At 46.1% G+C, this 22,253-nt stretch carries 24 protein-coding genes and 5 pseudogenes; 20 read left to right on the top strand and 9 right to left on the bottom strand.

What is annotated here, in order from left to right:
• The first annotated feature begins 13 nt into the window (after positions 1-13).
• Positions 14-2,806, top strand: coding sequence for a type IV secretory system conjugative DNA transfer family protein (locus tag MZO21_RS13890; RefSeq protein ID WP_248103171.1), 2,793 nt, complete (start codon positions 14-16; stop codon positions 2,804-2,806).
• A 40-nt stretch (positions 2,807-2,846) separates the two neighbouring features.
• Here MZO21_RS13890 and MZO21_RS13895 read toward each other — a convergent pair whose 3' ends face one another.
• Positions 2,847-3,047, bottom strand: a complete 201-nt coding sequence (locus MZO21_RS13895) for a hypothetical protein (RefSeq protein ID WP_078389757.1) — start codon at positions 3,045-3,047, stop codon at positions 2,847-2,849.
• Between the two features lie 394 nt (positions 3,048-3,441).
• On the opposite strand from MZO21_RS13895, the gene MZO21_RS13900 reads away from it, so the two are divergent.
• The 9 genes from MZO21_RS13900 to MZO21_RS13940 all read left to right on the top strand — a co-directional run bounded on the left by MZO21_RS13900 (position 3,442) and on the right by MZO21_RS13940 (position 8,837).
• On the top strand, positions 3,442-3,615 hold the full coding sequence (locus MZO21_RS13900) for a hypothetical protein (RefSeq protein WP_162900306.1): 174 nt from the start codon (positions 3,442-3,444) through the stop codon (positions 3,613-3,615).
• Between the two features lie 86 nt (positions 3,616-3,701).
• A complete protein-coding gene (locus MZO21_RS13905; RefSeq protein WP_065995116.1) occupies positions 3,702-4,790 on the top strand; it encodes a DUF6685 family protein in 1,089 nt (362 codons plus the stop codon).
• Positions 4,791-4,802: 12 nt separating this feature from the next.
• A complete protein-coding gene (locus MZO21_RS13910; protein WP_104221741.1) occupies positions 4,803-5,309 on the top strand; it encodes a hypothetical protein in 507 nt (168 codons plus the stop codon).
• Positions 5,302-5,844 carry a hypothetical protein gene (locus MZO21_RS13915; RefSeq protein WP_005005928.1) on the top strand — a complete coding sequence of 181 codons (543 nt, stop codon included), beginning with the start codon at positions 5,302-5,304 and terminating at the stop codon, positions 5,842-5,844. The genes MZO21_RS13910 and MZO21_RS13915 overlap by 8 nt, the downstream gene beginning before the upstream one ends.
• Entirely contained in the window at positions 5,841-6,212 is a 372-nt protein-coding gene (locus MZO21_RS13920) for a hypothetical protein (RefSeq protein ID WP_005005929.1), read from the top strand. The genes MZO21_RS13915 and MZO21_RS13920 overlap by 4 nt, the downstream gene beginning before the upstream one ends.
• A gap of 9 nt (positions 6,213-6,221) precedes the next feature.
• The gene (locus tag MZO21_RS13925; RefSeq protein ID WP_033917401.1) at positions 6,222-6,641 is read left to right on the top strand and encodes a hypothetical protein; all 420 of its coding nucleotides are present in this window, start codon (positions 6,222-6,224) and stop codon (positions 6,639-6,641) included.
• A gap of 5 nt (positions 6,642-6,646) precedes the next feature.
• Complete coding sequence (locus tag MZO21_RS13930) at positions 6,647-7,099, top strand: hypothetical protein (protein ID WP_043041543.1); 453 nt, start codon at positions 6,647-6,649, stop codon at positions 7,097-7,099.
• A 99-nt stretch (positions 7,100-7,198) separates the two neighbouring features.
• Entirely contained in the window at positions 7,199-7,711 is a 513-nt protein-coding gene (locus MZO21_RS13935; RefSeq protein ID WP_043041524.1) for a hypothetical protein, read from the top strand.
• A 241-nt stretch (positions 7,712-7,952) separates the two neighbouring features.
• Positions 7,953-8,837, top strand: a complete 885-nt coding sequence (locus MZO21_RS13940) for a hypothetical protein (protein WP_228716462.1) — start codon at positions 7,953-7,955, stop codon at positions 8,835-8,837.
• A 55-nt stretch (positions 8,838-8,892) separates the two neighbouring features.
• Here the strand turns inward: MZO21_RS13940 and MZO21_RS13945 are convergent, their stop codons facing one another.
• Positions 8,893-9,270 (bottom strand): hypothetical protein, encoded by a 378-nt coding sequence (locus MZO21_RS13945; protein WP_057694184.1) that lies wholly within the window; start codon positions 9,268-9,270, stop codon positions 8,893-8,895.
• Between the two features lie 13 nt (positions 9,271-9,283).
• On the bottom strand, positions 9,284-9,646 hold the full coding sequence (locus MZO21_RS13950; protein WP_227520106.1) for a hypothetical protein: 363 nt from the start codon (positions 9,644-9,646) through the stop codon (positions 9,284-9,286).
• 782 nt (positions 9,647-10,428) lie between these two features.
• On the opposite strand from MZO21_RS13950, the gene MZO21_RS13955 reads away from it, so the two are divergent.
• The 9 genes and pseudogenes from MZO21_RS13955 to MZO21_RS13985 all read left to right on the top strand — a co-directional run.
• On the top strand, positions 10,429-11,922 hold the full coding sequence (locus MZO21_RS13955) for an IS91-like element ISCR2 family transposase (RefSeq protein WP_001120888.1): 1,494 nt from the start codon (positions 10,429-10,431) through the stop codon (positions 11,920-11,922).
• A 242-nt stretch (positions 11,923-12,164) separates the two neighbouring features.
• Entirely contained in the window at positions 12,165-12,872 is a 708-nt protein-coding gene (locus tag MZO21_RS13960) for a tyrosine-type recombinase/integrase (protein ID WP_160241743.1), read from the top strand.
• Positions 12,873-13,061: 189 nt separating this feature from the next.
• Positions 13,062-14,228, top strand: a complete 1,167-nt coding sequence (locus MZO21_RS13965; RefSeq protein WP_024160783.1) for a tetracycline-inactivating monooxygenase Tet(X3) — start codon at positions 13,062-13,064, stop codon at positions 14,226-14,228.
• Between the two features lie 148 nt (positions 14,229-14,376).
• Complete coding sequence (locus MZO21_RS13970) at positions 14,377-15,114, top strand: recombinase family protein (RefSeq protein ID WP_001366550.1); 738 nt, start codon at positions 14,377-14,379, stop codon at positions 15,112-15,114.
• Complete coding sequence (locus MZO21_RS13975; protein WP_000743213.1) at positions 15,111-15,335, top strand: hypothetical protein; 225 nt, start codon at positions 15,111-15,113, stop codon at positions 15,333-15,335. Before MZO21_RS13970 ends, MZO21_RS13975 begins: the two co-directional genes overlap by 4 nt.
• A 548-nt stretch (positions 15,336-15,883) precedes the next feature.
• Entirely contained in the window at positions 15,884-16,183 is a 300-nt protein-coding gene (locus tag MZO21_RS15155) for a recombinase family protein (protein ID WP_348983682.1), read from the top strand.
• 390 nt (positions 16,184-16,573) lie between these two features.
• Positions 16,574-16,651: a hypothetical protein gene (locus MZO21_RS15160; RefSeq protein WP_233148753.1), complete on the top strand. Its 78-nt coding sequence runs from the start codon at positions 16,574-16,576 to the stop codon at positions 16,649-16,651.
• 4 nt (positions 16,652-16,655) lie between these two features.
• Positions 16,656-17,030, top strand: a pseudogene (locus MZO21_RS13980) (protein-disulfide reductase DsbD domain-containing protein); the annotation flags it as partial.
• A 90-nt stretch (positions 17,031-17,120) separates the two neighbouring features.
• Positions 17,121-17,687 (top strand): annotated as a pseudogene (locus MZO21_RS13985) (hypothetical protein); the annotation flags it as partial.
• Between the two features lie 10 nt (positions 17,688-17,697).
• Here the strand turns inward: MZO21_RS13985 and MZO21_RS13990 are convergent.
• From MZO21_RS13990 to MZO21_RS14005, 4 genes and pseudogenes are all read right to left on the bottom strand, one after another.
• Entirely contained in the window at positions 17,698-18,336 is a 639-nt protein-coding gene (locus MZO21_RS13990) for a phosphoribosylanthranilate isomerase (RefSeq protein ID WP_004201168.1), read from the bottom strand.
• A gap of 4 nt (positions 18,337-18,340) precedes the next feature.
• Positions 18,341-18,706 carry a bleomycin binding protein Ble-MBL gene (gene ble, locus MZO21_RS13995; RefSeq protein ID WP_004201167.1) on the bottom strand — a complete coding sequence of 122 codons (366 nt, stop codon included), beginning with the start codon at positions 18,704-18,706 and terminating at the stop codon, positions 18,341-18,343.
• Positions 18,707-18,709: 3 nt separating this feature from the next.
• Entirely contained in the window at positions 18,710-19,522 is an 813-nt protein-coding gene (locus MZO21_RS14000; RefSeq protein WP_004201164.1) for a subclass B1 metallo-beta-lactamase NDM-1, read from the bottom strand.
• Between the two features lie 100 nt (positions 19,523-19,622).
• A pseudogene (locus MZO21_RS14005) lies at positions 19,623-20,198 on the bottom strand (IS30-like element ISAba125 family transposase); the annotation flags it as partial.
• Positions 20,199-20,465: 267 nt separating this feature from the next.
• On the opposite strand from MZO21_RS14005, the pseudogene MZO21_RS14010 reads away from it, so the two are divergent.
• Positions 20,466-20,840: pseudogene (locus MZO21_RS14010) on the top strand (IS91 family transposase); the annotation flags it as partial.
• A gap of 235 nt (positions 20,841-21,075) precedes the next feature.
• Here MZO21_RS14010 and glmM read toward each other — a convergent pair.
• A pseudogene (gene glmM, locus MZO21_RS14015) lies at positions 21,076-21,318 on the bottom strand (phosphoglucosamine mutase); the annotation flags it as partial.
• Between the two features lie 86 nt (positions 21,319-21,404).
• A complete protein-coding gene (gene sul2 / locus MZO21_RS14020; protein WP_001043260.1) occupies positions 21,405-22,220 on the bottom strand; it encodes a sulfonamide-resistant dihydropteroate synthase Sul2 in 816 nt (271 codons plus the stop codon).
• Between the last annotated feature and the right edge of the window lie 33 nt (positions 22,221-22,253).

Consider the following 22,253-nt stretch of genomic DNA (forward strand, 5'->3'; position numbering starts at 1 on the left):
TAGGTCGCAAAGCATGGCTTCTACACAAAAATACGGCACACAAACAAAGTTCAGGCCAAGTTCGCTTAAGCGTGATACACGATCAGGCTTAGAGAAAATCCATTTAAAACTTACAGCGCCAGACGGCGCTAATTATTTGGTTGGCGTTCTTGGTGCTATTGCAGTTATTTTGTTTGTTGTTCCGTTTGGCGGTGAGATATTTATAGGGATCGCGTATTACCTATTAAAACGCTACACACATCCGAATGATTACTTTTTTGAGTGGCCATTCCGTGCGCCGTTGCATTCAAACTCACTGGATGCGTCAACTGACATTACATCACGCGTAAAAGATGACGTACTGGACAATCCAAAAGCCTTTTTGGAATACGCACGTACCAATCGCGATAAGCTACAAGGTGAGGGTGTGACTTACCTTGGTCGTTGCCGTGAAACTGGTCTACCTGTTTATGCATCTAACTCCGATGACCGTACACATCAAATTGTGTTAGGTACTACGGGTTCGGGTAAAACAGAATACATGCTAGGTAACTGTGCCAACCAGTACGTACAAAACTCAGGTTATATCTTTGTAGACGCAAAAGGTGATACCAAGGCTCAACAAGACCACTATCGTTTATGTAACCGCTTTGGGCGTAATGAGGATCTATTAACGATCAACTTCATTACCTCAGGTCGTAACATGCTACGTGCACAAACCGACAAGATGACCAACTCAATGAACCAAATGAGCAACACCAGCTCAGGGATGTTGATTGAATTCTTGATCAACTTGCTTGATGACTCAGGCGGTGGCGGTGGTGACATGTGGAAAGGTCGTGCGATGGCCTTTATCGCCGCACTTACACGAGTTTTGGTCTATCTACGTGACAATGGCTTCATTCAGCTTTCACCAAAAGTATTCACGCAATACATGGAACTTGAAGCACTTGAAGAATTGGTATTTTGTCATAACGATAAATACGGGATTGACTTTGAACGTGTGGCTGAACAACTTCAAGGCTACCTCGTTTCATTACCTGGTTATTCAAGCAACCCTAAAAAGTTAAAGAAACAAGAAACCAAAACCCGTGAGCAACACGGTTATATCACCATGCAGTTAACCAAAGCGATTAACGACTTGACGTTTAACTACGGTCACATCTTTGGTGTAGAGCATGGCGGTGATATTGATATTTTTGACGTTGTACTTAACCGCCGTATCTTAACTGTGCCATTACCAGCTCTTGAGCGTTCACCAGACTCACTCAAAATGCTCGGAAAATTAATCATTGGCTCAATTAAACAAATGATGGCTGGTTCCCTTGGTAACAAAATGGAAGGTTTACGCCGTGCCATTATTGACGCACGACCAACCAACGCCACTACTTCATTTAAGCTATTTTTGGACGAATGGGGCTACATCGTTATTGTCGGTGCTTCGGTTTTACCAGCTCAGGCACGTTCGCTTAACTTCTCTATTACGTTCGGTGCTCAAACATTTGAAGATATTGAACGTGGATCTAAAGAGGAAGCAGCTGCTACATGGGGTAACACGACCGTTAAAGCCATTGGACGTACTACTTCGGGTGCTGAAAGTACAACATACAAATTGGTTGATGGTTTTGCTGGTGAAGAGTGGCAAGGTAAAGTTAACTCAATCAATATGTATCAAGGTCTAGTATTCAACCGTTCGGTACCACAAACAGAAGTCCAGTTCGCCAAAGAAAAACGTGTGACAATTGAACAAATTGCCGGACAGCACAACGGCGAATTTACCTTGCTCATATCAACTAAAGGGGAAGGTGGTAAAACTTCAGACGTTAAAATCGTATCAATGTTGGCGTTCTATGTGGCTGGTGATCAACCCAAGTACTTACGCTTAAATGACCTTTGCCCAATCTTCAATATCCAAAAATCTGAAATCTACGATCCTACTTTAAAAATTGAAGACTTCATTCATGAGATTGAGGAAAAACACACGCTACTGACAGACAACAATTCATCTGCCAATGTCACGGCGCTTGGTGATTTTGAGATCTGCAGAAAGCTCAATAACACCTTGTACGAAAACAACAACACGGTAAAAGACTTTACTCAAGATTTTGTACATCAGATTCTTGAAGCAAGACGTCTTGAATCCATCACACCTGAAGGGATGGCACCTGGTCAAAGAACAGTAATGTCTTCGTCCACGGCGAAAGGTGAAATCTCCAAAGAACAAAAACACCGTGAAAGTATTGTTTCAGCACAAAAAGAAGCAAACATTAAAGACCAGATTATTGAGAAGCGAAAACAGTTCCAGTACTTCGGTAAAGATTCTGACATTTCACCTCAAGTACAAGCTGGTGCTTACAACAATGCGGATCTTGATGCTGAATTTAATATCTATGGTGAACGTATAAGCGAACCTGAACAGGCTCAACAGGAAAGTGATGTTGAAACTGTGACTCGCGCCGTTATCACACCAATGAACCTAGACAGCTACTATGATGAATTGAAAGAGATCCTAACAGGATATGACTTAACCGTTGCGCCAATTACTGAATATCAGCTTGTTCAGATACCACGCCATGTAAAACCTGAAGATCAGACACAATACATTGCGGAAAACAAAGCCAGTCTTGATCAAGCCATCTCACATAGCACTAAAAATGAAATGGAATTCGTAGAACAACAGTATGCAGCTAAGTTTGAAAAAGCTTTGATGAAAAACCCGTTCTCGCACGAATGCGTTACTTTTGAAAAATTGTTGGTGATACTTGGTTCAAAAAGTTCTTCAGCTTCATTACGATCAGGCATTACAATCAAAAAAAAGGATGACTAAACGCATCCATGTAGAAGACATAAGGCTGGTTATCCAGCCTTTAGTTTTTTTGGGTGAGCTGTTTGTACTTAATACGCCTTAATTCATCACTCGGCATGTATTGGGCTATTTCATATTCGCTCTTATACGGCGTTTCATTGAATATGGCCAATAACAACAACTGCGACAGCGGAATGGCTTCAGGCACCATCATTTCGATTAAGCGAAACTTTTCAGACGCATTCACATCAAATGCAACCAATAGCGCCGTATATGGAATGTGGCGATCTGCAAGTGATAAATCGGGGTAAATAGGTTGGTCCTAGTGCTAACGTTTGAAAGTCATACATATTCAAGCAAGAGATAGCTTTAGGTACATTGGATAGGTTCACGGCGTAAGATTCAATGTTTGAACACATATTGGCATCCAGTTTGGTTTTAACCCTAGTTTAGATGCATTTTAATATAATAACTTAGTTTTAACGTGCGTATTCTTAAACATAACTAAACCACTTCTTAAAACCTTGTTTTGTTTTAGGCTTAATCGGTATATACCATTTCATAAAAAGTTTAATGAACTGTGTTTTACCCTTTACAATCCTTAATACATCAATTAAATTGCCCTTAAATCACATCCAATATACAGGATATAGGCAATGACTAAAGAACAGCTAGACGACTTGCAAACACTTGGAATGACTGACTATAAAACACGTTTACACGTTAAAGGTGTGCGAATTGTTGAAGTGCAACAGTACTCAAAGTCTGTCGATAACAACGCCGTACAACCACTTGCAACTAATACCACTCAACCGCAATTCTTAAATTAATTTTCCAAAAAAATACTTATAAGCACTTTCTGTATTAATATATCTTTATTAGTTTTAATAAAGCATTAATCAATGGAGTGCTTAAAATGTTAGACACTTTACTTTCGGTATTTTCAGCAAAACATAAGCTTTATAAGAATCTCAAGTTAAAACCCTTTATTGATACCCGTTTAGTCAATTCTGACAGCATCGCCATGACCGATGTTTTCCCTTTTCATCAAATCAAAGATTCTCTTTGTATGACTGGTATATCTCCTACTAATTTTGTACCAGGCAAAAACATTGTTTTGAATCCACATGCCAAAGATAACGATTCCATCAGCTACCTTGGTCAAGATACGCAAAATCATAAGCCGTTCTACATCTCTACCTTTGCTGAAGAATTGGCTGAAGTATTTAATCCGATTTTTGCAGAAATCATTCATCTTGAAACACCATGCTTACTTGACCTATCTGAAATTGGGGGCTTCTCAAATTCCAAGTCGGATTTAAGCCAGTACCGTAGCATTGATGATTTTGTAAAAAACGCATGCCCTGATTACATTAGTGATGTGAGTATGGAAAATTTAGATCGAATGTTGTTATGGCCAGAAATCCGTTTATTGAACTCTCCAGATACAACCACTGATCAATTTTTTATCTATGGCTGGAGTCCTAAGATTTTTGTTCAAAATGCTGGTGGATCACATCACATGGCTGCTGCACATTACTTGGCTAAGAAACTGAGCCAATGTGTGCCGATTCAAGGCAAAGTAAGTTTGAATCTAATCTCAAGTAAAGCACTTCAAAACTTTGATTCAAAATACGCTGCGTTCGCCGTGCCAGATGATGCATTGATTGATATGGGGAATGATTTATCAGAATCAGGGCTTGAATATCAGCTGGTGTTTTTCCGTGAACGTGAAGTTAATTTTATCTTCTTCAAAAAGAATGATCAGAATGCCCGTGTTATTTCGCTATTCAACAATCTGCATGCTTCATTGAATGGTGCATTAAAGTCGGCGGTTCAAGCGCAATTCAAAAATGAAGCACTACTCACAGTCATGAGTGCTAACCTCTCTGATACATCAGAAGATCAATTCTTTAGCACACGACCTCACTTGGCTGAGATCTACAATCACGTTCAAAACGAAATTTGTTTGAGTGGTCCTAAACCGACTAGCCCGACAATCTAAGGGGTAGGGAATATGGATCACCAATCATCAACTACACCACATGCACTCATTCTCGGTCTGACACTTGAACAGGCCATTTCTGTTTTAGCAAAGAAACCCGTTGATGCTACCCACTACAACTATCTTGAAGATGACGAGTACAACACCTACGTCATGATGAAACCTGAGTGGACTAGCCTCAACAAACATGCCTACCTACATGTAGATGGCTTAACCCATGAGCGTAAATGGATGTTTATGCCGAATGCTTCAGGTGAGTACAACTTGCTAGAGGGCTGTATTGACCTGTTTGAACTTAACCAGGCCATCGAACAGCAATATCTTGTGTTTGAACAATTCCTGAATGGCCACGGCGCACCGTTCCGCAAAGTTGGTGAGAAGTTTTCTTTTGTCACTCAACTTCTCTTTGATGCATGGGTGATAGATCCAGAACGTGCGATTCAAAAACTTCATGAGATGAAGGAAACAAAAATCTCATTACAAGTGCCTTTGCTTCATGGGGATAGTCAGCATGATTGATACGCAAAATACTAATGAAAACATTGCTTCAGAAATTGAAGCTCGTAGCGCTTTTGAAAATAGATACGGCGTGGTCGGTAGTCTGTTGGCCAGTGGCAACTATTCTTCTTGGGTGCATCAGGCGAAATGGGAAGCTTTTCGTGATGGTTGGATGCAAAGTGAAGTAGAAACTAAAAAATCTATCTATCAAATGCAAACACCAGCCATCAGCGATGACCAATTGGAAGTGGAAAAATTACTGCAGTTGCTCGATGACTTTTGGAATAAGAAATGGGGCGATTGGAAATCATCTGCAGATATGGTGGCGCAAGGTGAGGCAAATGCCTATGAACATGCGAGAGGATTGCTTGAAACGGCGATAAAACAAGATGAAGCCACATGCCAGTGGTTACGCAATCAATTGGCAACGATTCAAACTGAATTGGATGCTTTTATCACATTCGTTAATGAACACCTTGTTTACCATGAAAGTGATGGTCCAGATTTAATGTCGAAGATCCAGAAGCTCAAACATTTGATAAAGGTTAAACCATGATTACGGTTCAAATAGAGATGTGTGGCTTTGGGATTAAACGGCGTTGGGAGTTTGGAGATCCGCGCCGTGCGCCAATTACAGTTTTAGAAATGGGCTTCATTAAGGTTTGTAAAATGCGTGGTGATAGCAAACTGGTTGAGTTCATGAGGGGTTATGCAGACGACAAAGAATTCAACTGGCATCCCAAAGTTCGCATTGCACGTAGAAAAGCAGAACGTAAAGCCTATTCGTACTATGACAACCACTACAAACAGCAGATTAGAGAACTTTTCGATCGCCAAAATGTAGACCGCCAAAAACAATATGAATTGGAACGCCAAAACAAAGCGTTATTGGCTGTTATTGAACTTAAAAAAGAACAATCGTAGGTATATACCATGACGGGAATTGAATATTTTCAGAAATATGGCTGGAGTCACGCCGTCCAGTCCGTTAGTCGAATTCCAAGTGAATACAACGAATATTCACCAGAACTCAAAACTGTTGTTGTAAACGGCAACTTTCGTTATGCGATGGCTGCGGAAATCAGCAAAAAGAAAACTGAAGTCTATGTCACTGAGCTCAAACAAATCATTGAGAGTGAAAAGCTACTAGAAGACTTCTTTAACTTGAATCTGGTTGGTATAGAAAAAGGCTTAAGTAATGCTAAGCGTGAAATGCAAGACATGGAAGAACAGGGGATTGTTGAATTCAACCATCGTTTTGATGACGACCTGACTTGCACCACGGAACGCATGAAACTTGCCATCGCTCAAATAGACCATCTTTATCAAAACAACATTACAAAAAGTGAGTAATGCCCATGTTAGAAATGTTCCAAAATCAAACTATGCGATATATCTCTATTGCCATTGGCGTGATTAGTATCTTTATATTCCTGTACCTACTTAAACTCGGTGAGGGGCTTGTCATTAGCCTTATGGTTGCTGTGTTCATATGTGGTTTGAGTTTACTCAAACTGAAAAACTACTATGAAAAAAATAACCCATACATCAGTGCAGAACACCTTGCTTGGCTGTATGGTGAATTGCAAGAATATGACCAGGATCTATTCACAACTGTTAGCAATCTGACCAAGAGTACTGGACGTTTAGAATTGAGCCAGCTTAAATCAATCCGTAACCGCTATGCTTCTTCCATGAACGAAACTCAACTACAAGCATTGGCCAGTGAACATACTGAAGAAAGCAAATATCGCTTAGACCAGTACAACTACTCAATTTATGTGATGGATGAAGTCATTAATCAATATTAATGGCTGTATGCAATCTCTATTAACATCGCCGTGTTATATATCTGCTATACGCGGTATCAAATGTATAAAGAGATATAAAACTATTGAAAGGTTTATAAAATGAACACAACTCTACCTATTCTTATTCATAGCGTTATTGGTGGTATTGGTGAACATCCAGATGCTAAAAAACGAAGCTTAGGATACGGCGCTATCATGCTGTATATACCGATTGAACATATGGTCGGTTCAGGTGTACTTAAGCTGATGATTGATGTGAATACACTGTCGATCTATGCGTCTGAAAATCCTAATTACCTAAAACAACCACATACCATCAATGAAGCTTCTCACTTGTGGAATGCATTGCGCTTTGACAGTGCTTCTAAAGCCAGCCGGAAGGTCATTCATGATAATGGGTATGTTGAGTGTTTGTTTTCCATTCCTATGAAGGTTCTTGAGCCATTTATGGATGCTGAATTGATTCAAAACGAATTAGGACTTCCATACATGGCCATCGATCAAACTGACAAGTCGAAATGCATGCCGATTTGGTATGATGATGTCAGTAAATCTACCAATCAATTTATTGATGGCAACTACAACGATTATCCTGGTGTGCAGGCATCTTAAATTTTTAAGAAAAGTTTTTAGCTTTGATGGTTTATTAATATATTTATATCGACCACATTGGCGATGATGAAGAGAACAGACTCAATATGGCCCGTTTAATGGGCCACATTTATTTTTATAGATTAGGGATGCCAACGGCGTGAAAACAAAAATCATTTTAAACATCATTTTGTGGACCTTAACCGTCCTAACTTGTTTTGCGTGGATTGCCTTTACGTTTATTCAACCAGTTGGCTACACCATGACTTTTCTTGTTATTTTAATCTTGATGACAGTAGTGCTCAGCTGGTGCTTGGCAACACCTTATATTAAGACCAAAGACCGAACCAAGCGACTAGACGAAAACTTTATGCTACTTATGCTCTCTGTTGCTGTTGTTCCATTCCTAATGTTTCTACTGTCATATGGTTTTATATGGTGTTTCAAAACGCTAGAAAAGAAACAGTTCAACCATGACCATATTGCTGCGATGGTACCGGGTAGTAACTTCAATCAACTACAAAAGTTTGCCAAGGAAAACTACAACGCGCCACTTGTGTTAGGTGACTTTAACGAAAGTTGGGCTTTAACTTCCTTAGATATACCGCAAGCTTCTCCAGCTTCATTAAGATCTAGTACAGGATATTGCCTGGTGAATATGTCTAAAACCAGCATGAACACCATGTATAAAGAAGCAAAAACCGATGTAAGCTACAACGATTGGGAAATGCTGATATTAGCGCACGAGTTATCTCACTGTTTAGATCGTGCGACCGATGTGCCTGGTGAACTTGGCCAGCCACTTAAAGCATTAAATTCAATTGCGCCGTCTGATCGGTCCAAAGTAAAGATGGATGATGTATCTACCTTTGTAACCGCTGAAAGTAGCGGTAAAACGCAACTATGGCGAGAATCTTATGCGGATCTGTTTGCGGTAGGTTTTATGTCACTTGATCCAAAATACGATACTGCAGCGTTAAGAGAAAGCCTGATTAAATTACGTGAAAAACGTAAGGCACAAGATCCAACCCATAATTCGGTGTGTTGGTTGCAGTATTCTAAGAGTCAGCCTTTCCCACAAAAAGGTTCGGATGTTTTTTCTTGGGCAAATAACATCAGAATTAAAGCGCCGTGCGAGTTGAAATAACTTGTCTTCAGACAAATTAAAAGCCCGAATTTCGGGCTACTTTTATACCAGCTAATTAACAATAAAAGCCAGGGCTTATAGTTGGTGCAGACATATCATCATAGACGCAATCTATACTGACTGCAGGTTTATCAATGTGGCTAAATAAGCTTGGATTGACCAATTGATTTGTTAGCTTAGATTTTTCTATACTAAAGCCAACCAGTTCAACTTCACAATCACACACGTAATGGAATTTTGCCTTACCGTGCAACACAAATACATTAGGTGACTTCTCATACATCTTGAAGTACTCGGCTTGAGTTTGTGACAATGGAACCTCCAGCACCACAAAGCCATTTGGTACGACAAAAACTGCAGATCCATCATTTACTGAGTAAACGATGGCTTGAACATCAGAAGCACGTTCAAAACCCACACTTTTTTTTATCATTTAGATTACCTTTTTATATTGTAGCGAATGAACGTTGTAAAACAGATTGTAGATCTGCTTCATTTGTAATATTCGCCTCGAGCGCAGCGTTTCGTACATCAGCTAGGTTTAACCAATGGCGGTGCTCAGCTTTAGTTTTTTCAATTTTGTGTGGTGTTCTTGGGTATTCCCAACTCCAGTAATGCTTTTTATAAATCTCCTTATCTTTCACAAGATACGCCTGTATAGATTGACTATCCTCATTAGTTGCATAGCCAACGCCAAAGTAAATATCTAAACCTTGCTTTAGTGCAGTTTGATAATCGGCTTCAAATTGAATAACAAGGGATTCAATCCTAGCTTCATGAGAAAAGATACTAGATAGTTTTAATATCACACGGCTCCAAGTTTAAGGCAATATGCCTCGAGATAAAACCATTATAACGGTCAAAATCCACTAAATTAGTTTATTTAAAAAAAATTTCATTAAAGTTAAACCATTGAAGATTAAAACATACGGCGAAAAACTTAGGTTTTTTATTCAATATTAATCAGACTTACTCAAATTTAGTCTAGATGAACTGGTATTTTTAAAATTAAGGCTGCTTCGCGTTCCCATTTGTGAACAGATTCTCATTTTTGAGAATGAATTATATTTCATTTTTTGACTGACACTGGAACAATTAGCCATAGACGAGTAGGGGGTGGGTAAAGCCATATACCACATTTAAGAAATAACGCCGTAGTGGTGTTAATTCATTGTTAATTGAATATGGTTTGAATTAAGGCTTGATGGAAATGCATTAGTAGAATTATGGGTGCTGAATTATCAAAATTAAGTTTTGGATTATTTTAATCAACTAAAAAAACATCGTTTGCGTTTATAAAGCCAGCAGTTGATCAATTAGCTGATCAACGCAAGGGTATTAACCTTTTTTATGGTTTAAATACTTTTGAGTACGTTCTAATAATTTCGGGATGGTTTTTTCTGCTTCTTCTTGGGTGAGATGCAAACCATAAAATTTATTAGTTGTTCCGTAGCTTTCATTAAGTACTGAATGGGAGTGACGGGCACTGGCTGGCAATGTCTAGCAACGGCAGGCATTTCGGCTGAGGGTAAAAGAACTTTCCGCTAAGCGATAGACTGTATGTAAACACAGTATTGCAAGGACGCGGAACATGCCTCATGTGGCGGCCAGGACGGCCAGCCGGGATCGGGATACTGGTCGTTACCAGAGCCACCGACCCGAGCAAACCCTTCTCTATCAGATCGTTGACGAGTATTACCCGGCATTCGCTGCGCTTATGGCAGAGCAGGGAAAGGAATTGCCGGGCTATGTGCAACGGGAATTTGAAGAATTTCTCCAATGCGGGCGGCTGGAGCATGGCTTTCTACGGGTTCGCTGCGAGTCTTGCCACGCCGAGCACCTGGTCGCTTTCAGCTGTAAGCGTCGCGGTTTCTGCCCGAGCTGTGGGGCGCGGCGGATGGCCGAAAGTGCCGCCTTGCTGGTTGATGAAGTACTGCCTGAACAACCCATGCGTCAGTGGGTGTTGAGCTTCCCGTTTCAGCTGCGTTTCCTGTTTGCCAGCCGGCCCGAGATCATGGGGTGGGTGCTGGGCATCGTTTACCGCGTCATTGCCACGCACCTGGTCAAGAAAGCGGGCCATACCCACCAAGTGGCCAAGACGGGCGCGGTCACCCTGATCCAGCGTTTTGGATCGGCGCTCAATCTGAATGTTCACTTCCACATGCTGTTTCTCGACGGTGTGTATGTCGAGCAATCCCACGGCTCAGCGCGTTTCCGCTGGGTCAAGGCGCCGACCAGCCCAGAGCTCACCCAGCTGACGCACACCATCGCCCACCGGGTGGGTCGCTATCTGGAACGGCAAGGCCTGCTGGAACGGGATGTCGAAAACAGCTATCTGGCCTCGGATGCGGTGGATGACGACCCGATGACACCCCTGCTGGGGCACTCGATCACTTACCGTATCGCTGTCGGTTCACAGGCGGGGCGAAAGGTGTTCACTTTGCAAACTCTGCCGACCAGTGGTGATCCGTTCGGTGACGGGATTGGCAAGGTAGCCGGGTCCAGCCTGCACGCCGGCGTGGCGGCCAGGGCCGATGAACGCAAGAAGCTCGAACGGCTGTGCCGGTACATCAGCCGCCCGGCGGTATCCGAGAAGCGGCTGTCGTTAACACGAGGCGGCAACGTGCGCTACCAGCTCAAGACGCCGTACCGGGACGGCACCACGCACGTCATTTTCGAACCATTGGATTTCATTGCAAGGCTGGCCGCCCTGGTACCGAAGCCCAGAGTCAACCTAACCCGCTTCCACGGGGTGTTCGCACCCAACAGTCGGCACCGGGCGTTGGTCACGCCGGCAAAACGGGGCAGGGGCAACAAGGTCAGGGTGGCTGATGAACCGGCAACACCAGCACAACGGCGAGCGTCGATGACATGGGCGCAACGGCTCAAGCGTGTTTTCAATATCGACATCGAGACCTGCAGCGGCTGCGGCGGCGCCATGAAAGTCATCGCCTGCATTGAAGACCCTATAGTGATCAAGCAGATCCTTGATCACCTGAAGCACAAAGCCGAAACCAGCGGGACCAGGGCGTTACCCGAAAGCCGGGCGCCACCGGCTGAGCTGCTCCTGGGTCTGTTTGACTGACGAGCCTGAAGGCCAACGATACCAATCAAAATGCTGCGTTCACAGCGCCGCGGCAGGGATCCGCCGTGCTGGTTGTCGGAAAAGGAGCCGCTAGTGGGAAAGAGGAGGGTAAATTTTCAGCGTTGCTGGCTCCCCGTCAGCCGGATTGGGTTGCATCGCAGGGGTGTCGAAAGAGTCAACTGCGGTCCAAAGCTGTTGGACTTGGGTGAAAAGGGCGTTTATTCTTCCTATACGTCGATCGATTGAATGAAGGACATATACAATCATTTCTCCGACATTTGGTTATGGAGCGAAAAGTTTCAATATCTTATCAAAACCAGGCAATCAATGCGATTAAGTTTTATTACGAACGTGTTTTGGGTGGACAACGGAAAACATATTTCATCGAAAGACCAAAAAAAGAAAAAACACTTCCTGTTGTGATGAGTGAAGAAGAAACCATTCGGGTACTACGCGCTATTGAAAACGTGAAACACAAGGCTATTCTGATGACTATTTATTCGGCAGGTTTGCGCATTTCTGAATGTATAAACCTGAAAATAAAAGACATTGACTCCAAGCGCATGCAAATTCGTATAGAACAGTCAAAAGGAAAAAGAGGTCGTTATACCATTTTATCTGAGAAAACATTAATTATTTTAAGAACATACTTTATGGAATATAAACCAAAAGATTATTTATTTGAAGGTCAAAAAGGTGGCGCATACTCAAGCCGAAGTATTCAAAACATTTTTAAAGCAGCTGTTTTAAAAGCAAAGATTCAAAAGGAAGTTACTGTACATACCTTACGACATAGCTTTGCAACGCATTTGCTTGAGAATGGTACGAGTTTACGTTATATTCAATCGTTGTTAGGTCATTCAAGCAGTAAAACAACTGAGGTTTATACACATATTACCACCAAGGGAATGGAACAATTAAAAAGTCCGATGGATTTGTTAGATATATAGAAAGGATTTGTATATTTGAGCAAAACTTAACAAAAAGCACTATGAATATAAATCCTTTTGAGAGAGTAGAAACGAACGGTAAACGGTTGAAAACGGATTTGTCACTGATAATGAAAGGTTTAGCAAAATAAGATATAGTGGATATATACGCCATTTGGCGTATAGCCACTTGTTATGTGCCATTTTTGAATGACAATGCGAATAGATACAGACAAACAAATGAATTTACTTAGTGATAAGAACGTTGCAATAATTGGTGGTGGACCCGTTGGACTGACTATGGCAAAATTATTACAGCAAAACGGCATAGACGTTTCAGTTTACGAAAGAGACAACGACCGAGAGGCAAGAATTTTTGGTGGAACCCTTGACCTACACAAAGGTTCAGGTCAGGAAGCAATGAAAAAAGCGGGATTGTTACAAACTTATTATGACTTAGCCTTACCAATGGGTGTAAATATTGCTGATGAAAAAGGCAATATTTTATCCACAAAAAATGTAAAGCCCGAAAATCGATTTGACAATCCTGAAATAAACAGAAATGACTTAAGGGCTATCTTGTTGAATAGTTTAGAAAACGACACGGTTATTTGGGATAGAAAACTTGTTATGCTTGAACCTGGTAAGAAGAAGTGGACACTAACTTTTGAGAATAAACCGAGTGAAACAGCAGATTTGGTTATTCTTGCCAATGGTGGAATGTCGAAAATAAGGAGCTTTGTTACCGACACGCAAGTTGAAGAAACCGGTACTTTCAACATCCAAGCTGATATTCTTCAACCGGAAATAAACTGTCCCGGATTTTTTCAGCTATGCAACGGCAACCGATTAATGGCGGGACATCAGGGCATTTTATTGTTTGCCAATCCCAATAATAATGGTGCATTGTATTTAGGAATTAGTTTTAAAACGCCCGATGAATGGAAAAATAAAATTCCCTTAGATTTTCAGGACAGAAACAGCGTTGCCGATTTTTTATTGAAAAGATTTTCCAAATGGAGTGAAGTTTACAAACAATTAATACGTTCGGTATCAACATTTCAATGCTTGCCCACAAGGAAATTTCCTTTGAACAATGATTGGAAAAGTAACCGTCCATTACCCATAACAATGATTGGCGATGCTGCTCATTTGATGTCGCCTTTTGCAGGACAGGGTGTAAATACGGGATTATTGGATGCTTTGATATTGTCTGAAAACCTTACAAACGGAGAATTTACAAGTATTGAAAATGCCATCGAAAACTACGAACAACAAATGTTTGTTTATGCAAAAGATACGCAGGACGAATCGACAGAAAACGAAACCGAAATGTTTAGTCCCAATTTTTCGTTTCAAAAATTATTGAATCTATAAACAGTAAGAAAAAACGGCTACTAACAAGCAGTTTTGCAATAGTGGGGCAGAAGTGCAAAATTGAACTTGTGTGCTTCTATCAACTTTTGTACATTAGCTGCCAGTTTAAGATGGGTGCATTTGAGTATGCCCAAAGGAGCCCGCAAGTATGCGCAGGACGAAGCCAGTAGCCGCGCCGATGGTGGCGCGGGTCTATCTGCGCGTCAGCACCGACGCGCAGGACTTGGAACGCCAAGAGGCGATCACTACGGCCGCGAAGGCCGCCGGCTACTACGTCGCCGGCATCTACCGTGAGAAGGCATCCGGCGCACGCGCCGACCGGCCTGAGCTGCTGCGCATGATCGGCGACCTACAGCCCGGCGAGGTGGTCATTGCCGAGAAGATCGACCGCATCAGCCGCCTACCTTTGCCCGAGGCCGAGCGCCTGGTGGCCTCGATACAGGCCAAAGGCGCACGCCTGGCCGTCCCTGGCGTGGTCGATCTATCCGACCTGGCGGCCGAGGCCCAGGGCGTCGCCAAGATCGTGCTGGAAGCCGTGCAGATCATGCTTTTTCGCCTGGCCTTGCAGATGGCCCGCGACGACTACGAGGACAGGCGCGAACGCCAGCGCCAAGGCATTGAGTTGGCCCGCCAGGCCGGGCGGTACAAGGGCCGCCGTGCTGATCCGAAGCGCCGCGCCCAAGTTGTCGCGCTGCGCAAGTCCGGCTACAGCATCAACAAGACCGCCGAGCTGGCCGGGTACAGTGCGGCCCAGGTGAAACGGATATGGGCCGAGGTCAGCCAGGCCGAAGCGAAGCAGCACGGCGCGTTCGTGGAGGACGCATTGACGGAAGCCGATGCCCTGGCCGCTGTCGGCCAGGATGAGCGCCAGGAGGAAAGGGCATGAAGAAGCCGAACCAAGACGACGAGCCGTTTTTCATCACCGAGGAGATTGCGGCCGAAATGATCGCCGGCGGCTATGAGTTCGAGCTGCCGCCCATTCCTTGCACCATCCGCCTACGCGACGTGCTGGAGCGCATGACCGATGCTGAGCTAGCATTGCAGCCGGGCGAGATCGCCGACCAGGAGCGTGAACGCTGCCGGCGCAAGCCGTGTTCAACCTCATGATCTGGTCATGGTATTTTTCATGGCACTGAGCCTGATAGTTCTTGCAAATTGTTGTCACTAAAGGGTTTTGTGTGCTTGTTTACAATCGAGTGGGAGTGACGGGCACTGGCTGGCAATGTCTAGCAACGGCAGGCATTTCGGCTGAGGGTAAAAGAACTTTCCGCTAAGCGATAGACTGTATGTAAACACAGTATTGCAAGGACGCGGAACATGCCTCATGTGGCGGCCAGGACGGCCAGCCGGGATCGGGATACTGGTCGTTACCAGAGCCACCGACCCGAGCAAACCCTTCTGTGCTTTGACAATATATTTCTAAACTGAACATTAAAGTTCTAAACTAGAATCTTGAAATTTACATTATAGTTGTAAACTGAAAAGATAAAACCAATTAAAACAATGGTTTGATAATCTTGGTTTACAACTATTTTGTCAAAAATCATAGTTGGTTTAGAGCAATGTTCCTGTTGAGTTTAAGACTTTAATGTAAAAACTGGAACATATTAAATTTTTAAATAATTGAATTTATTGAACTATTAGTTTACAACTTTATTGTTCAAACACATAAGTTTCAACTCCATGTATTAGGCGCTGTAGCTGAACTTGAAAGGGGTATTATTAGTGAGAATCAAGCAGAGGGAATTAAATTAGCTAAAAAAAAGAAAGGTAAATACAAGGGAAGATCGCCTGCGATTACAGAAGAAAAACTAAAAGAGTTAATTCATACCCTTAAAAATAAGGACGATTCATACCCTTTCACTCAAATAGCTAAAGATTATGGTGTTAGTTATATGACTTTAATTCGATATAGGAAAAAGTATGCAAAACAAATTAACGCCCAGTCTGATTGACCTTTTTGACAATTTTCTCGCACTCATAACAAAAAATAAAGGAAAATTTTAAGATCAATTGGATTTAAGATATACAACAATTATGTTTAAACCTATATAAGAAAACACATTAAGCTTCTTTTATAAGGCATTTTTAAAATGATAATTCAACATAAAAGTCCCTCATCCTCGCCTTCTTTCAAAGTGAGAAGGCGATTTCAATAGCAATATGAATCACTCATTATAAACATTCATTCAGTTTAGAAATAATCTAGAGATATTATGATTAACAGCAGAATTATCGATAAAATCAAATAAGTATTGATATTATTAAAGCTCTTAAGATAATTTAACATTCGTCATTTCCCATAAGAATTTAATAAAATACTATATCCCTACGAACTCCCGGAGCTGCTCGCGGTCGAAGCCGCGTCCGGCCTGCCCGAATACCTGCAATGGCTGGCCGCCGAGAGCCGACCGGTAAACTGAGCCAATGACCGCATCCACGATCCGCCTGCGCCGCTGGCTGGCCGGGCTCGCCCTGCTGCTTGCGCTGCCCGCGACCTCGGCCGTCGCCCAGGACTTCGAACTGCCGCCGGTCGACGAGGTCTTCGTCCTGTCCGCGCAGGCCACCGCGCCGGACCGCATCGAGGTGCGCTGGCGGATCGCCGACGGCTATTACCTGTACCGGCACCGCACCTCGGTCAAGGCCGATGCCGCCTTCACCGGCGCGACCATGGCGCTGCCGAAGGGCAAGGCCTACCGCGACGAATTCTTCGGCGACGTCGAAACCTACCGCAAGGAATTGCTCGGCACCCTCACCGGCACGCCCGCGGCCGGCGCGAGCGCGACCACCCTGACCGTGAAGTACCAGGGCTGCGCCGATGCCGGCGTGTGCTACCCGCCGCAGACCCGCACCCTGAAGGTCGCGTTGCCGGGCGAAGCGGGCGCTGGCGGCTTCGGCTGTAAGGCGCGCGGGCTGCATGATTATGTCGTCAAGAACGGCTCTGCCGATCATCCCAACGCCGAGGTGAAATTCGCACTGGGTGATGTGGTCAACACCATGATCGGCTGCACTAATGGTGAAACGATCATGCTGTGCCACGACACCTCGCTGCCGCGCCCCTATTCTCTCGGCTTTCGGGTGCAAGGCACCGAGGGGCTGTGGATGGACGTCAACAAGTCGATCTATCTGGAGGGCAAGAGCCCACAGCCGCACCGCTGGGAGCCTGCCGAGGGCTGGTTTGCGAAATACGATCACCCGCTATGGAAACGCTACGCCGATCTGGCGGCAGGGGCCGGGCATGGCGGGATGGACTGGTTCGTGATCCACGCTTTTGTCGAGGCGCTGAAGGCCAAGGCCCCGATGCCAATCGACATTTACGACGCGCTGGCCTGGAGCGCGATCACGCCTCTGTCGGAACAATCGATTGCTGAGGGCAATCGCACGTTAGATTTTCCCGACTTCACCCGAGGGCAGTGGCGCACCCGCAAGCCGATCTTTGCGCTGAACGACGCCTATTGATCGACGCGATTTAGGCCAAGCGCACCGCAAAGGCGAAATTGGTAATCTTGTCGGTATCCTTGACGCCCGGCGCGCTTTCGACGCCGCTGGAGGTATCGACCAGCGGCGCTCCGGTGCGCGCAATCGCCTCGGCAACATTCGTCGGATTTAGCCCGCCTGCCAGCCCCCACGGCAAGGCACCGCGATATCCGGCCAGCAGCGACCAGTCGAACGCCAACCCCATGCCGCCGGGCAGCGCGCCTTTGGGGGTCTTGGCGTCGAACAAGATCAAGTCCGCCGCCCCGGCATAGGCTGCGGCGCGTGCGACATCGCTGGCGCTGGCGACGGGCAGCGCCTTCCACACCGGCTTGCCAAACCGCGCGCGCAACTGGGCCACGCGTTCGGGCGATTCCGAACCGTGCAGCTGCAGCGCGTTCAGCTTGGCTGCCACCAGTGCGTCGGCGATGACAGCATCATCCGCATCGACGAACAAACCGACCATGGCGATCTGGCCAGCTGCGCGCGATGTCAAAGCGCCCGCGACATTCGACGTAACCGCACGGGGCGACGCTGGATAGAACACCAACCCGGCATAGTCCGCCCGCGCCGCGATGGTCGCATCGAGCGCCTCGGGTGTGCTGATCCCGCAAATCTTGATTTTCGCGGGCATGCGGTCAGTCGGGGTTCTGGATCAGCCGCACCAGCGTGCAGTCGGGATCGATCAGGTAGCCGATCCTCAGGCCGCTCGCCTCCAGTTGCGGAGCTTTGAAGCGCGGCCAGCCGGTGCTTTTTTCCTCGGCTCCCGCCGCGTTCACCAATGCCACCATGGCATCGAGATCATCCAACCGCAGGCAACAGCCGAACGAGCTCGTAGCTGGGTCGAGGTCAGGATAGGGGAAGAATTCGAGCTGCAAACCGCCGCGCTGCAGGATCATCCAGCCGCGATCCTTCCAACTCGTCGCAAAGCCCAGCTTCGCATAAAACGCCTCTGTCACATCGAAATCGCGCGATGGCAGATTGGGGGTGACGTGGTCAGCCATGGCTCAGCGCAGCTTGTCGGCCATGCGGGCCGTATGAGTGATTGCGGCGCGGCTATCGGGGGCGGAATGGCTCATCACGATCATGCTGGCCTTGGGGAACGCCGCACCAAACGCGCGCGCTGACGCGGCGTAGTGCTCAGTGTCGGCATCACCGAGATTGCCGAGCGACTTGGCCTTGCTGTCCTTGATCAGGCAGCCACCAAAAGCGATGTCGGTGCCGTCGATCCCAACGGTGATATTGTCACTGGTGTGGCCGGGGCCGGGGTAAAATACCTTGAGCGGGCCAAAGTTGGGCGCGGTTGCTGGTTCGACCCAGCCATTGGCGGCGAAAGTCAGGCTGTGTTGCGCCGCAACCATCCCCTCTTGCGGGGCAAGCTGGTTCGACAACGCATTGGCATAAGTCGCAATCCCCGCCGCATGCAGCGCGTCCATACCGCCCATCTTGTCCTGATGCGCGTGAGTCACCACCGCCAGCGCGACCGGCAGGTTGATCTCCTGCTTGATCCAGTTGAGGATCTGGGCGGTCTGGTCATCGGTCCAGGCGGTATCGACCACCAGCACGCGGCCGCCATCCCTGACGATCAAACCGTTGGAAGCGACTGCCCCGAAACCCGGCATGTCGAGATAGGAAGTGTGCTGCCAGACATTCGGTGCGAGCTGGCGGAAAACCAGATCGCCAAACCGTTGGTCGCCAGTTTCCATTTGCTGGCCAATCGTCGGGCGGATTTCACCGGGCATGCACCCGCTCAGCATCAATGCAGCGGCTAATGCGGTGCTCAGCTTCGCGACCGGGTGCATAATATTGGGCAATTCCATCAAGTTTTCCTTTTATTCAGCATTAAAAACCCCGCAAATGCGAGGCCTAGTAAATAGATGATCTTAATTTGGTTCACTGTAGCAAAAATATGGGGCGAATTCAAACATGAGGTGCGACAGTTTCAAAAGCCATATGATAATCAACAAGCTGAGCAAATTTCTCTAATGGTGTAAGCCAATCTAACGCCTTTCTAGGACGAGTATTCAGTGACATGGCAACTTGATTTAAATAATGCTGATCTGCCTGATTTAAATCAATCCCTTTAGGTAAATATTGCCTAATTAAACCATTCATATTTTCGCATGTGCCTTTTTGCCAGGGTGAATGTGGGTCACAGAAATATACATCTATGCCTAAATCTTCTTCGAGTATTTTATGTTCTGACATCTCACGTCCACGGTCATAGGTCAACGTTTTACGCAGTTCTGCAGGTAAATATTTCAGAGCTTCAGTTAAAGCCTTGCGCACTGATTCTGCCTTTGCATCAGGTAATGTTGCCAAGATACAGAGCCGTGTATTTCGTTCAATAAGTGTTGCTATCGAACTTTTATTGTCTTTACCTTTAATTAAATCAGCTTCCCAATGACCCGGTATTTTTCTTTCTTGAACTTCGGCTGGGCGCTCATGAATAGTTTTAATATCCTGTAATATAGAATCTTTTTTAGGTTCACTGTGCTTTGACAATATATTTCTAAACTGAACATTAAAGTTCTAAACTAGAATCTTGAAATTTACATTATAGTTGTAAACTGAAAAGATAAAACCAATTAAAACAATGGTTTGATAATCTTGGTTTACAACTATTTTGTCAAAAATCATAGTTGGTTTAGAGCAATGTTCCTGTTGAGTTTAAGACTTTAATGTAAAAACTGGAACATATTAAATTTTTAAATAATTGAATTTATTGAACTATTAGTTTACAACTTTATTGTTCAAACACACCTGGTACCGAAGCCCAGAGTCAACCTAACCCGCTTCCACGGGGTGTTCGCACCCAACAGTCGGCACCGGGCGTTGGTCACGCCGGCAAAACGGGGCAGGGGCAACAAGGTCAGGGTGGCTGATGAACCGGCAACACCAGCACAACGGCGAGCGTCGATGACATGGGCGCAACGGCTCAAGCGTGTTTTCAATATCGACATCGAGACCTGCAGCGGCTGCGGCGGCGCCATGAAAGTCATCGCCTGCATTGAAGACCCTATAGTGATCAAGCAGATCCTTGATCACCTGAAGCACAAAGCCGAAACCAGCGGGACCAGGGCGTTACCCGAAAGCCGGGCGCCACCGGCTGAGCTGCTCCTGGGTCTGTTTGACTGACGAGCCTGAAGGCCAACGATACCAATCAAAATGCTGCGTTCACAGCGCCGCGGCAGGGATCCGCCGTGCTGGTTGTCGGAAAAGGAGCCGCTAGTGGGAAAGAGGAGGGTAAATTTTCAGCGTTGCTGGCTCCCCGTCAGCCGGATTGGGTTGCATCGCAGGGGTGTCGAAAGAGTCAACTGCGGTCCAAAGCTGTTGGACTTGGGTGAAAAGGGCGTTTATTCTTCCTATACGTTGTCGGCAGCGGGCCAAAAAGGAATACGTCCATGCCCATCGAGGTGAAACCGGCTGTGAGCGCGGGTTCAAGCATATAGCCCGACAGGCGCGTATCCTTGCCGATCACGACACGATGGCGGTGGTCACCGCGACGAAAGACACGGCCAGCCGCCATGCCGACGCGCAAGGCGGTTTCCGCCGTCATCGCGCCTTCGTTGGCTTTGCCACGAATACCGTCTGTGCCGAAATATTTGCGCACCATAAGGTCGATTATCCTGTCGTCGGGTCGCCCTCAAAGGGGACATGCCTGCTGAACCGCGAATATAGAGAAATATCCCGAATGTGCAGTTAACGAATTCTTGCGGTTTCTTTCAGCGCCGCCAATACCGCCAGCCCGTCGCGCAAGGGGCGCGGCTCGTGTGTGCGGATGAAGTCAGCTCCACCTGCGGCGGCGGCAAGCTCTGCAGCGAGTGTCGCGGCCCCGACATCCCCCGGACCACGGCCTGTGAGCGCGCGCAGAAAGGATTTGCGCGAAACAGACAGAAGCACCGGCAAATCGAAGCGCAGCCGCAATTCATCGAACCGCGCCAGCACCGAGAGCGAGGTTTCGGGAGCAGCCCCCAGAAAAAACCCCATGCCGGGATCAAGGACAAGGCGGTTGCGTTTGATACCGGCACCCGTCAGCGCCGCGATGCGCGCGTCAAAGAACGCCGCAATGTGATCCATGATGTCGCCAGCGGGTGCCTCGCGCCGATCTGCCTGCCCGTCTTGCACCGAATGCATAACGACGAGTTTGGCAGATGATTTCGCCAATTGCGGATAGAACGCAGCGTCTGGAAAACCGCGAATATCATTGAGATAGGCCACACCACGCGACAAGGCATAGGCTTGCGTCGCGGGTTGATAACTGTCGAGCGAGACGGGAATGCCATCTGCCTTGAGCGCGTCCAGCACCGGCGCGATACGCGCGATTTCTGTGTCGGACGAAACAGGCGCGGCGTCGGGATTGCTGGATGCCGGACCGAGGTCGATCACATCTGCCCCCTCGGCCATCAGCTTACGCGCCTGCGCAATGGCTGCGTCTGGCGCCAGATACCGGCCTCCATCGGAGAAACTGTCCGAGGTTATGTTGACGATGCCGAAAATGATGAGCGATTTATTCATGGGGGCTTCTATAATAATCTCTGTACACGACAA

Origin of the sequence: Acinetobacter portensis (assembly GCF_023158935.1) — a bacterium.
GTDB lineage: Bacteria > Pseudomonadota > Gammaproteobacteria > Pseudomonadales > Moraxellaceae > Acinetobacter > Acinetobacter faecalis.

Excerpts from the sequence above, each read along its gene's own strand:
- MZO21_RS13890 (WP_248103171.1), top strand. The coding sequence starts at position 14 with ATGGCTTCTACACAAAAATACGGCACACAAACAAAGTTCAGGCCAAGT.
- MZO21_RS13900 (WP_162900306.1), top strand. The coding sequence starts at position 3,442 with ATGACTAAAGAACAGCTAGACGACTTGCAAACACTTGGAATGACTGAC.
- MZO21_RS13905 (WP_065995116.1), top strand. The coding sequence starts at position 3,702 with ATGTTAGACACTTTACTTTCGGTATTTTCAGCAAAACATAAGCTTTAT.
- MZO21_RS13910 (WP_104221741.1), top strand. The coding sequence starts at position 4,803 with ATGGATCACCAATCATCAACTACACCACATGCACTCATTCTCGGTCTG.
- MZO21_RS13915 (WP_005005928.1), top strand. The coding sequence starts at position 5,302 with ATGATTGATACGCAAAATACTAATGAAAACATTGCTTCAGAAATTGAA.
- MZO21_RS13920 (WP_005005929.1), top strand. The coding sequence starts at position 5,841 with ATGATTACGGTTCAAATAGAGATGTGTGGCTTTGGGATTAAACGGCGT.
- MZO21_RS13925 (WP_033917401.1), top strand. The coding sequence starts at position 6,222 with ATGACGGGAATTGAATATTTTCAGAAATATGGCTGGAGTCACGCCGTC.
- MZO21_RS13930 (WP_043041543.1), top strand. The coding sequence starts at position 6,647 with ATGTTAGAAATGTTCCAAAATCAAACTATGCGATATATCTCTATTGCC.
- MZO21_RS13935 (WP_043041524.1), top strand. The coding sequence starts at position 7,199 with ATGAACACAACTCTACCTATTCTTATTCATAGCGTTATTGGTGGTATT.
- MZO21_RS13940 (WP_228716462.1), top strand. The coding sequence starts at position 7,953 with ATGACTTTTCTTGTTATTTTAATCTTGATGACAGTAGTGCTCAGCTGG.
- MZO21_RS13945 (WP_057694184.1), bottom strand. The coding sequence starts at position 9,270 with ATGATAAAAAAAAGTGTGGGTTTTGAACGTGCTTCTGATGTTCAAGCC.
- MZO21_RS13955 (WP_001120888.1), top strand. The coding sequence starts at position 10,429 with ATGCCTCATGTGGCGGCCAGGACGGCCAGCCGGGATCGGGATACTGGT.
- MZO21_RS13965 (WP_024160783.1), top strand. The coding sequence starts at position 13,062 with ATGACAATGCGAATAGATACAGACAAACAAATGAATTTACTTAGTGAT.
- MZO21_RS13970 (WP_001366550.1), top strand. The coding sequence starts at position 14,377 with ATGCGCAGGACGAAGCCAGTAGCCGCGCCGATGGTGGCGCGGGTCTAT.
- MZO21_RS13975 (WP_000743213.1), top strand. The coding sequence starts at position 15,111 with ATGAAGAAGCCGAACCAAGACGACGAGCCGTTTTTCATCACCGAGGAG.
- MZO21_RS13990 (WP_004201168.1), bottom strand. The coding sequence starts at position 18,336 with ATGCCCGCGAAAATCAAGATTTGCGGGATCAGCACACCCGAGGCGCTC.
- ble (WP_004201167.1), bottom strand. The coding sequence starts at position 18,706 with ATGGCTGACCACGTCACCCCCAATCTGCCATCGCGCGATTTCGATGTG.
- MZO21_RS14000 (WP_004201164.1), bottom strand. The coding sequence starts at position 19,522 with ATGGAATTGCCCAATATTATGCACCCGGTCGCGAAGCTGAGCACCGCA.
- sul2 (WP_001043260.1), bottom strand. The coding sequence starts at position 22,220 with ATGAATAAATCGCTCATCATTTTCGGCATCGTCAACATAACCTCGGAC.